This is a genomic window from Brevundimonas sp. UBA5866 (genome assembly GCF_002432125.1).
Classification (GTDB): domain Bacteria; phylum Pseudomonadota; class Alphaproteobacteria; order Caulobacterales; family Caulobacteraceae; genus Brevundimonas.
Map to the genome: position 1 here is coordinate 85,761 of NZ_DJFS01000099.1, position 10,506 is coordinate 96,266.

Annotated in this window: 9 protein-coding genes and 2 pseudogenes; 2 read left to right on the top strand and 9 right to left on the bottom strand. The window is 63.1% G+C overall.

The genetic code is table 11. From position 1 onward, the window contains the following. Together grpE and hrcA are read right to left on the bottom strand one after the other, a co-directional pair. Positions 1-234, bottom strand: a pseudogene (grpE, locus tag B3H86_RS13630) (nucleotide exchange factor GrpE); the annotation flags it as partial. A 73-nt stretch (positions 235-307) separates the two neighbouring features. Further along, positions 308-1,402: a heat-inducible transcriptional repressor HrcA gene (hrcA, locus tag B3H86_RS13635; RefSeq protein ID WP_292054878.1), complete on the bottom strand. Its 1,095-nt coding sequence runs from the start codon at positions 1,400-1,402 to the stop codon at positions 308-310. 116 nt (positions 1,403-1,518) lie between these two features. On the opposite strand from hrcA, the gene rph reads away from it, so the two are divergent. Together rph and B3H86_RS13645 are read left to right on the top strand one after the other, a co-directional pair. Beyond that, complete coding sequence (rph, locus tag B3H86_RS13640) at positions 1,519-2,238, top strand: ribonuclease PH (RefSeq protein ID WP_292054880.1); 720 nt, start codon at positions 1,519-1,521, stop codon at positions 2,236-2,238. 55 nt (positions 2,239-2,293) lie between these two features. Then, positions 2,294-2,674, top strand: coding sequence for a hypothetical protein (locus B3H86_RS13645; protein ID WP_292054882.1), 381 nt, complete (start codon positions 2,294-2,296; stop codon positions 2,672-2,674). Positions 2,675-2,857: 183 nt separating this feature from the next. Here the strand turns inward: B3H86_RS13645 and pnp are convergent, their stop codons facing one another. The 7 genes and pseudogenes from pnp to infB form a co-directional block, all read right to left on the bottom strand. After that, entirely contained in the window at positions 2,858-5,086 is a 2,229-nt protein-coding gene (gene pnp / locus B3H86_RS13650) for a polyribonucleotide nucleotidyltransferase (RefSeq protein WP_292054884.1), read from the bottom strand. A gap of 258 nt (positions 5,087-5,344) precedes the next feature. After that, positions 5,345-5,614 carry a 30S ribosomal protein S15 gene (gene rpsO / locus B3H86_RS13655; RefSeq protein WP_292039642.1) on the bottom strand — a complete coding sequence of 90 codons (270 nt, stop codon included), beginning with the start codon at positions 5,612-5,614 and terminating at the stop codon, positions 5,345-5,347. Positions 5,615-5,703: 89 nt separating this feature from the next. Continuing rightward, entirely contained in the window at positions 5,704-6,636 is a 933-nt protein-coding gene (gene truB, locus B3H86_RS13660) for a tRNA pseudouridine(55) synthase TruB (protein ID WP_292054885.1), read from the bottom strand. Further along, entirely contained in the window at positions 6,636-7,088 is a 453-nt protein-coding gene (rbfA, locus tag B3H86_RS13665) for a 30S ribosome-binding factor RbfA (RefSeq protein WP_292054887.1), read from the bottom strand. The genes truB and rbfA overlap by 1 nt, the downstream gene beginning before the upstream one ends. A gap of 73 nt (positions 7,089-7,161) precedes the next feature. Continuing rightward, the gene (locus B3H86_RS13670; RefSeq protein WP_292054888.1) at positions 7,162-7,869 is read right to left on the bottom strand and encodes a DUF2459 domain-containing protein; all 708 of its coding nucleotides are present in this window, start codon (positions 7,867-7,869) and stop codon (positions 7,162-7,164) included. Between the two features lie 2 nt (positions 7,870-7,871). Continuing rightward, positions 7,872-8,384 carry a hypothetical protein gene (locus B3H86_RS13675; protein ID WP_292054890.1) on the bottom strand — a complete coding sequence of 171 codons (513 nt, stop codon included), beginning with the start codon at positions 8,382-8,384 and terminating at the stop codon, positions 7,872-7,874. A 124-nt stretch (positions 8,385-8,508) separates the two neighbouring features. After that, a pseudogene (gene infB / locus B3H86_RS13680) lies at positions 8,509-10,506 on the bottom strand (translation initiation factor IF-2); the annotation flags it as partial.

Consider the following 10,506-nt stretch of genomic DNA (forward strand, 5'->3'; position numbering starts at 1 on the left):
GGTCACGAGGCTGGCGGTCGCACCTTCGGCATCCTTGGGCGCGGCCTGAAGGGCGCGCTCGAGGCTGTCGGCCACGCCCAGCAGGTCCTTGGAAAAGCGCTGGATCGCATAGGCGCGGGCGTCGTTCAGCTGGGTCTCGGCGCGGCGCTTGGTGTTCTCGGCCTCGGCGGCGGCACGCAGGGCGCGGTCGCGCCACTGGTCACGTTCCTCGATCAGGGCGTCGAGCGCGGCCATGCCCGCATCCTCGGTGCCCTCGGCGTCGATACCGTCGTGGATGTCCTGCTCGAGTTGATCCCGGGTCTCTTCGTTATTGTCCGTCACGTTCCTGTCCGTCCAGAATACGGCCCAGCACCCGGGCGGTATAATCCACCAGCGGGATGACACGGGCATAGTTCAGTCTTGCGGGTCCTATCACGCCGATGGCGCCAAGGACACGTTGTCTGCCTGACATATAGGGTGCCGCGATGACTGCGGAACCCGATAATGAAAATAGTCTTGTTTCCGCGCCGATATAGATGCGTACACCCTGCGCGGCACCGACGTCGTCCAGAAGGCCGATCAGCTGTTCCTTCTGCTCCATGTCGTCGAACAGCACGCGCACGCGGTCCAGATCCTCGGCGGCGCTGGCATCCTGCAACAGGTTGCCGCGTCCGCGCACGATCAGGCTGCGGTCACGCTCCCCCTGCCCCGTCCATGCGGCCAGTCCCTGTTCGACCAGACGGGCGGCGGCCTCGTCCAGCTCGCGCTTGGCGACCTCAAGTTCGGCCTGCATTTCCTGACGGGCATCCGACAGGGCACGGCCCCGCAGCCGCTGGCTGAGGAAGTTGGACGCCTCCTGAAGCGTGGCGGGGGTGACGCCCGCACTAAGGTTCATGATGCGGTTCTCGACCGTGCCGTCATCGGCCACCAGCACGGCCAGCGCCTGATCCACGCCCAGTTTGACAAACTCGACATGGCGCACGCCCGCATCGCTGACAGGACTGGCGACAATGCCCGCGCCGCCCGCAAGGCCGGACAACAGGGCCGAGGCCGCCTCCAGCGCCTCTTCGACATTGGCCCCACACCCGCCCGCGCCCATACCGCCCAGACGGGCGTCGATCTCGCGGCGCTCCTCCTGTCCGAGGTCCCCGACCTCCAGCAGGCCGTCCACGAACAGACGCAGGCCCGCATGGGTCGGAGCCCTGCCCGCCGAGGTGTGCGGCGACAGGAGCAGACCCGCTGCCGTCAGCTGCTGCATGGTGTTGCGGATGGAGGCCGAGGACAGCTGCACCCCACCCTTCTGGATGGTGTGCGAGCCGACCGGCTCTCCGGTTTCAAGATAGGTCTCGACCACACGGCGGAAAATATCGCGTGCGCGGCTGTCCAGTGTCGCGAGACCCGGCGAGGGATGAAGCAGGCTCATCGTCTGGTGACCTTGAAAACTCTCGCCGCACGCATGGACGCGCGGCGTCTTATTCAGGATAAGCAGTCAACTGCGCCGTGCAAGTCACGGCGACCCCACTTTCCCGAGGTATTGCCATGCGTCCATCCGAGCGCACCCCCGATCAAATGCGCGCCGTCACCATCGAGACGGGCGTCACCCGCTATGCCGAAGGCTCGTGCATGGTCAGCTTTGGCCACACCAAGGTGCTGGTCACCGCCTCGGTCGAGGAAAAGGTGCCGGGCTGGATGCGTAACACCGGCAAGGGCTGGGTGACGGCCGAGTACGGCATGCTGCCGCGCGCCACTCACACCCGTGGCCGCCGTGAAGCCGCCGCGGGCAAGCAGTCGGGCCGCACGCAGGAAATCCAGCGCCTGATCGGCCGCTCGCTGCGCGCCGTGGTCGATCTAGAAGCTCTGGGCGAGCGTCAGGTGGTCGTGGACTGCGACGTCATTCAGGCCGATGGCGGCACCCGCACCGCCTCCATCACCGGCGCATGCGTGGCCATGGCCATCGCCTTCAAGAAGATGGTCGAGGCCGGTACCCTGACCAAGAGCCCGATCCTTGATCAGGTCGCCGCTGTCTCGTGCGGCATCTTTAACGACGTGGCGGTTCTCGACCTCGACTACGACGAGGATTCCACCGCCGAGGCCGACAGCAACTATGTCCTGACCGGCGACGGCAACATCGTCGAAATCCAGGCCACCGGCGAAAAGCGCGGCTTCAGCCGTGCCGAGTTCGACCAGCTGTTCGCCCTCGCCGAAAAGGGCTGCACCGAACTGTTCGCCATCCAGAAGGCCGCCGTCGACGCCGCCTAAGGCGGAACTGGCGATACGGCTGGGGCTTATCTTTCTGAACAAGGAAGGAAGCCCCATGCCCCGCCAAGCCATCGCCCTTGTGTCGACGAGCCTGTTCGCGCTGATACTCAGTGCCTGCGACGCCCACCCGTCTGACCCCGTCCCTACCCCTGAAGTCCCACCGACAACGCCCGCCGCCGCCGCCGTCGAAACGACAGCCGCCATCCAGTCCGGCAGTTTGTCGCCGCAGGGACAGCCACTCAAAAAACCGGTCACCTGTCGCGAAGAGATCGGAGACGATGCGGCGCAGGCGCTGGTGCGTCGCTGCATTGCCGTAAGCCCTGCGACACGACCGCCGTGCAACGTCGCCAATCCCTGCCAGATGATCGAAGACGAGATCAAACGCGGCTGCGACTTCTTCGGCCCCAACGAAAAACCCGCCGAGTGCACGAGCTAAAATGCGCTCAAGTCGCGAGTGACCGTGTCACAAACGTAGCGCACTAGAAATACGCTCAAGAAGTGAGCGACCGCGTCGCGAACGTAGCGCCCGACAGAAGGCCCCGCCTTCTGTCGCACAACAAAGAAAAAGCCCCGCTGGACGATGTCCAGCGGGGGCTTTCGCTTTGTGACTTAAAAAGTCTTAGTCGCGGCGCGGACGACGACCGCCACGGTCGCCACCTTCACGCTTCGGACGACCGCCGGTGTCTTCCGAAAGCGGCGGCTCGCCACGTTCGGCACGCTCGGCGTTGATCTTGTCGGTGATGTCCTCGCCGGTGGCTTGGTCAACAACCTTCATAGACAGCTTGGTCTTGCCGCGATCGTCGAAGCCCAGGAACTTGACCTTGACCTCTTGGCCTTCCGAAACGACGTCCGCCGGATTGGCGACGCGTTCCAGAGCCATCTGCGACACGTGGACCAGACCGTCACGAGCACCGAAGAAGTTCACGAAGGCACCGAAGTCGACAACCTTCACAACCTTACCGGTGTAGATGGTGCCCACTTCCGGCTCGGCAGCGATGGAGTTGATCCAGTCGCGGGCCGCGTCGATCTTTTCCTGCTCGTTGGCAGCGATCTTGATCGTGCCGTCGTCGGCGATGTCGATCTTGGCGCCGGTCTTTTCCACGATCTCGCGGATGACCTTGCCGCCCGAACCGATGACTTCGCGGATCTTGTCGACAGCGATCTTGATCGACTCGATCTTCGGAGCGAACTCGCCCAGCTCGGTACGCGGAGCGTCCATAGCCTTCGACATTTCGCCGAGGATGTGGCTGCGGCCGGCGTGAGCCTGAGCCAGAGCCTGCTTCATGATCTCCTCGGTGATGCCCGGGACCTTGATGTCCATCTGCAGCGAGGTGATGCCTTCCGAGGTACCGGCGACTTTGAAGTCCATGTCGCCGAGGTGATCTTCGTCACCCAGAATGTCCGACAGGATGGCGAACTCGCCCGACGGCTCTAGGATCAGACCCATGGCGATACCCGACACCGGACGGATCAGCGGAACGCCCGCGTCCATCAGGGCCAGCGACGAACCGCAGACGGTAGCCATCGAGGACGAGCCGTTCGACTCGGTGATCTCCGACACCAGACGGATGGTGTACGGGAAGTCTTCCTTCGACGGCAGCATCGGACGGATGGCGCGCCATGCCAGCTTGCCGTGACCGATTTCGCGGCGACCCGGCGAGCCCATGCGGCCAGCTTCACCGACCGAGTACGGCGGGAAGTTGTAGTGCAGCAGGAAGTTTTCTTTGTAGGTGCCGGTCAGGCTGTCGATGTACTGCTCGTCTTCGCCGGTGCCGAGGGTGGCAACGACCAGAGCCTGGGTTTCACCGCGGGTGAACAGGGCCGAACCGTGGGTGCGCGGCAGGACGCCGACTTCCGACACGATGGCGCGGACCTTGTCGAGTGCTCGACCGTCAACGCGGTGGGCGTTTTCGATGATGTCGCGGCGCAGGACGTCGGCTTCGCATTCCTTGAAGGCGGCCGAGAATTTCGACGGATCAACGCCGTCCGGATTCTCGTCGGTCTTCACCAGGGCTTCGGCAGCCTTCTTCTTGGCTTCCTCGACGCCGGTGCGGCGCTCGTACTTGCCCGGATGCTTGTAGGCAGCCTTGATGTCTTCGCCGACCAGTTTCTTGATCGAGGCGACGACGTCCGAGTGGTCCTCGGCTTGGAAGTCGAACGGCTCCTTGGCGGCGTGCTCGGCCAGATCGATGATGGCGTCGATGACCGGCTGCATGCCCTTGTGGGCAAACATCAGGGCTTCGAGCATCTTCTCTTCCGAAAGCTCCTTGGCTTCGGATTCGACCATCATCAGGGCGTCAGCCGTACCGGCGACGACCAGATCCAGAGCCGACTCTTCCATCTGGGCGATGGTCGGGTTCAGCACCAGCTCGCCGTCGATCATGCCGACGCGGGCACCACCGATCGGGCCCATGAACGGCACGCCCGAGATGGTCAGGGCAGCCGAAGCGGCCACCATCGACAGGATGTCCGGATCGTTTTCCAGATCGTGCTGCAGGACGGTGACGATGACTTGCGTCTCGTTCTTGAAGCCCTTGACGAACAGCGGGCGGATCGGACGGTCGATCAGACGCGAAACCAGCGTCTCCTTCTCGGTCGGACGGCCTTCACGCTTGAAGTAGCCACCCGGGATCTTGCCGGCTGCGAAAGTCTTTTCCTGGTAGTTCACGGTCAGCGGGAAGAAGTCCATTCCCGGCTTCGGTGCGCGACCGTAGACGACGGTCGCCAGAACCACGGTCTCACCGTAGGTGGCCAGCACGGCGCCGTCAGCCTGACGGGCGATGCGACCGGTTTCCAGCGTCAGCGGGCGACCCGCCCACTCGATCGTCTTGCGTTTGATATCGAACATTTTTCTTCTTTCGTCTCCCGCGGGCGTATTCCCGTCGGGGGTGTGCGGAGCGTCAGGTCGTTCAGTCCTTCAGTCCCCGATAACCTGGTGGCACCTTTGCCTCCAGATCGGTGAAGAGGACCATTTCTCGCGGCCCTCGCGTCGGTTGCGCCGTTGCATCCCACGGCGCCGGGAAACATGCATACTAGGTGCGGAACGAGGCGCGGACGTGACCGCCCGCGCCTCGTGGAAATTCATCCGATCCGCAACCGGGGCGCCTTAGCGACGCAGGCCCAGCTTGGCGATCAGCGCTTGGTAACGAGCGCTGTCCACCTTGTTCAGGTGGTCAAGAAGACGACGACGTTGCGAAACCAGCTTCAGCAGGCCGCGACGCGAGTGGTTGTCTTTCTTGTGGGTCTTGAAGTGCTCGGTCAGGTTGGCAATGCGCTCCGAGAGGATTGCAACTTGAACTTCAGCCGAACCGGTGTCGCCTTGCGAGCGAGCGTTTTCAGCAATGACTTCAGCTTTACGGGCAGCCGTAATCGACATCGTATGTCCTTTCTTGCCCTATCGCTCGCCTCGCGGAGGCTCGCTGTATGAGGGCGCTAGACAACCTGAAAACGAGACAGGGTCTGTTCTCAGGTGAGGTTAAATACGCGGTCCGGCGCTAGCCGACCGGCCTTGAGATTGCAGAGGCAAACCAGCGTCCCGTCGGAGTAGATTGCGACAGTCCCCTCATCCGAACCCAGTCGGCCTTGGAGCTGTTCAACCTGCTTCGGCAGAAGAACGATGGGTCGTCCCTGTCTCAGAGAGAGGGCTTCCTGTTCCGTCACGGCCAGATCCGGGATGTCGTCCAGAGCGGTCGCCACAGGCAGAAGGCCTTCAGAGGCGGTGCCCTTATGCGCCAAATCCTCGAGAAAATCCAGTGTGACGGCGTTCTGTACGTTAAACGGCCCCACCATCTCGCGTCTCAGGACCGAAACATGCCCCTCTGCCCCGAGAACGGCGGCAAGATCGCGCGCCAGCGAACGGACATAGACGCCCTTGCCCGTACGCATGGTGATTTCGACGTGATCGGCGTCGGGCGCATAGGTGACGGCAGCCTCATGAATGGTCACGCGGCGGGATTTCAGTTCCACTTCAAAGCCTTCGCGCGCCAGATCATAGGCGCGCTCGCCATTGACGCGGATGGCCGAGAAGGCAGGCGGGACCTGGTCGATCGTACCAACGAACTGCGGCAGGGCGGCTTTGACCTGTTCCACCGTCGGACGCACATCCGAGCGGCCGATGATCGTACCCTCGCGGTCGATACTGTCGGTGGAAATGCCCCAGTGGATGACGAAGCGGTAGATTTTCTGCGCGTCCATCATGAACGGCACGGTCTTGGTCGCCTCGCCCAGCGCGATCGGCAGGATGCCGGAGGCCAGCGGATCGAGCGTACCCGCATGGCCTGCCTTCTGGGCGTTGAACAGGCGGCGAACCTTGGTCACGGCCTCGGTCGAGCCCATCTCATAAGGCTTGTCGAGGCAGATCCAGCCGTTGACGATCTCGCCCTTCTTGCGACGGGCCATCAGTCTTCCTGCGGCTCGTCTTTGGCCTTCAGGTCGGCCTGAATGCGCGGATCATTGAACAGGGCGTCCATATAACCGGCAGCATTGAAGCTCTTGTCGTGCAGGAAGCGCAGTTCCGGCGTGTATTTCATGTCGATACGACGGCCCAGAAGGCCACGGACGAATTTGGAATGCTCGTTCAGAGCCTTCTCGACGTCTTCTTCCAGACCGTTGGTGTCGGCGGTGGTAACGCCCGCGCCCAGCGGTTCGACAAAGACGGTGGCGTGACGCAGGTCCGGGCTCATTCGGACCTCGGTCACGGTCAATGAGACGCCCATCAGGGCCTCGTCGTGGATTTCGTTTTCACGCAGCACATCGACCAGAGCGTGACGGATCAGCTCGCCCGCGCGCAGCTGGCGCTGGCTGGGACCTTGCGGGCCGGTGGCGTTGCGGGTGTGTTGTTTGCGGGCCATGTGACCTGCCTCCTTAAGTCTCGCGCCGCCGGGGATCGGACGCCGGCTGACTAACGCGAAGGGCGCGGTCTAGTCATTGTGGACGCTCGAGTCCAGTTCGACCCTCGTTATGGACCGAAACGGCCTTCACCACTTCGGACGACAGCAACGCCCTGCCAACCGGCATCTCCAGTCCACCCGCGTACAGGACTTCGGCCATCCAGTGATTGCACAGTTTGAAAACCGAGAACCGCTCGCGGCTTGCGAAATACATTGTGTCCCGCGGGCGATAGGCCTGACTGACGGTGGTTCTTATAGGGGTATCGTCAGAACGGGTGGCCAGTGAGCGCGCTATGCGACCTCTCAGACGGGCCATTCCCGTATCATCGAGCGCTGCCCCATAGGCTTCGTCAGCCCACATCTGGCCCGGCGCCGCCTGCAGCGCAATCAACTGTAGGACAGCAGGTGATCCCCCGGGTGTGAACAGCGCCCTCGCCCCTTCCGGCAGACGCTCGCGGATAGGTCCGCTCCCCTGAAAAAAGTTTTGCTCGCCCCAACCTATCAGGACCCAGCGAGCATCCGGATACAGGGCGGTTGTCTGTCGCACTGCCCGCGCAAGCGCATCATCCCGGGCCAACAGCACGGAAACCGGCACCGCGAGATCTGTGTGATAGCCATTGTCCAACAGGTAAACGGTTTGACTGGGGTGCCCCTGTACCCTCTGCGGTTTCCAGTCCGCGCTCCACCACCCGGCCAGCCCCGACACCAGCATCAGCAAGGCCAGAGCCAGCCACCGTTTCATGTCTAGCGGTCCAACGGCATGTCGCCTGTGGCATTGGGCAGGCGCGCCCATTCGCCACGATATCGATAGTTGAGCGCGACACAGTGCCGTTTCCTGCCATCAGGCCAATGCCCGACGGCATGGATGGTCAACGGGCGGCCTGAACGTACCCTGCCCACCACAAGCCAGGCCTCTTCTGAGCCGGGGCAAAGTGCGCGCGACAAGGCCCGTCCGTCGCCTTGGGGTTCGATCGCATAGATGGAGCCGCCTCGCTCTTGTGCGGGTACCACGTCCTGAACACCGGCCACAGACGCGGCTTTGAACGTGGCCGAGCCCCTGCTGCTGGTTGAATACAGCCCTCTCAGTCGCGTGGCTCCGAACAGACCGCGCTCGACCTCAAGGGTAATGCCCCGTGTAAGGGCCTGGGTGGTCCGGTCATCGGCATCGAAGGCCAGATAGCGCACATCCGCCATAGCGGTACCCGCCGTGCCCACAATCGCGGTCGAGATCAATCCGGCCAGAACGCTTCGCTTCATTGCAAATCCCTTGGATACCGCCCTTCAGCGAACCTAGCGTCTTGCTGCCTGCGGGCAAAGAAAAAGGCGCGGTACCTTTCGATACCGCGCCCTTTGATCCTGTTCACTGTGGAACAACCGAACCCTAGTCGAGGGTGCGCTTGATCTCTTCCACGGTGAAGCATTCGATGAAGTCACCTTCCTTGATGTCCTGGAAGCCGGCGAACTGCATACCGCATTCCTGACCCGACGGGACTTCGTTGACTTCGTCCTTGAAGCGCTTGAGCGTGTTGAGCACGCCCAGTTCCAGCACCACCACGTCGTCGCGGATGATACGGACGCGAGCGCCCTTGCGGACCACGCCTTCGGTGACACGGCAGCCGGCGATGCGGCCGACCTTGGTGATGTCGAAGGCTTGCAGCACCTTGGCGTTACCCAGGAAGGTTTCGCGTTGGATCGGTGCCAGCATGCCCGACAGCACGCCCTTAATGTCATCCAGCAGGTCGTAGATGATCGAGTAGTAGCGGATCTCGACGCCTTCACGCTCGGCCAGATCGCGGGCCTGCTTGGAGGCACGGACGTTGAAGCCGAGGATTGGAGCGCCAGCCGACTTGGCCAGGTTGACGTCGCTTTCGGTGATACCACCGGCAGCGTGGGCCACGATGCGCGCACGAACTTCGTCGTTGCCCATCTTCTCCAGCGAAGCGGCGATGGCTTCGGCGGTACCCTGCACGTCCGACTTGATGAGGACCGGCAGTTCGCTGATCTTCTTCGAGCCGAGCTTGGCCATCATATCGGCCAGCGACAGAGCGCCACCCGACACTTGCGACTTCTCGCGCTTCTTGCGCTGACGGTATTCCACCAGCTCGCGGGCGCGGGCTTCGGATTCCACCACGGCGAACGCATCGCCCGGCGTCGGAGCTTCCGACAGGCCGAGGATTTCAACCGGCAGCGACGGACCGGCTTCGGTCAGTTGCTCGTTGCGTTCGTTCAGCAGGGCACGGACCTTACCCCATGCCGAGCCAGCCACAACGATCTCGCCGCGCTTCAGCGTACCGCGCTTGACCAGAACGGTCGCCACGGCACCACGGCCCTTGTCGAGCTGGGCTTCGATGACGACGCCTTCGGCCGAACGGTCCGGATTGGCGCGCAGTTCGAGAACTTCGGCCTGCAGAAGTATGGCGTCGGTCAGACCCTTGAGGTTGGTGCGTTCCTTGGCCGACAGTTCGACGACCATGGTGTCACCGCCATAAGCTTCGGCAACGATCTCGTGTTGCAGCAGCTCGTTGATGACCTTCTGCGGATCAGCGCCCGGCTTGTCGATCTTGTTGACAGCCACGATGATCGGCGAGTTGGCCGCCTTGGCGTGCTGGATGGCTTCGACGGTCTGCGGCATGACGCCGTCGTCGGCAGCCACCACCAGAACCACGATGTCCGTCACGTTGGCACCGCGGGCACGCATGGCCGAGAAGGCGGCGTGGCCCGGGGTGTCGAGGAAGGTGATGCGCTGACCATCTTCCAGGCGGACTTGATAGGCACCGATGTGCTGGGTGATNNGTCTTGCCGTGGTCGACGTGACCCATGATGGCGACGACCGGAGCGCGGGCCTCGGTGGCATCGCTGTCATCGGTCTGCGACAGGAAGCCTTCTTCAACGTCGGAGTCGGACACGCGCTTGACGGTCATGCCATATTCCGAGGCCACCAGTTCGGCGGTATCGGAATCGATGACGTCGTTGATCTTCATCATCAGGCCCTGACGCATCAGGAATTTGATGATGTCGACGCCGCGCACGGCCATACGGTTGGCCAGTTCACCCACGGTGATGACGTCAGGAATGACGACTTCGCGCGGACGGTTCGGCGCGTCGGTCGACGAGCCTTTACGCTTTTCTTTTTCACGTTCACGGGCACGGCGGACCGAGGCCAGCGAGCGCATGCGCTCGACGGCTTCACCGTCGCCACCGGCAACCGAGTGAATGGTCAGGCGGCCTTCGCGGCGCTTGGGCTCGCCACGGGTGCGGCTGACAGCCTTGCCCGGAGCGTTTTCACCGAAGCGCTTCTCGCGGTCGTCCCCACGGTCGGGACGGCTGAAGCCACCGCCGGCCGAACGGGCCGGACGGGCGACTTCCGGCTGTGCCGGCG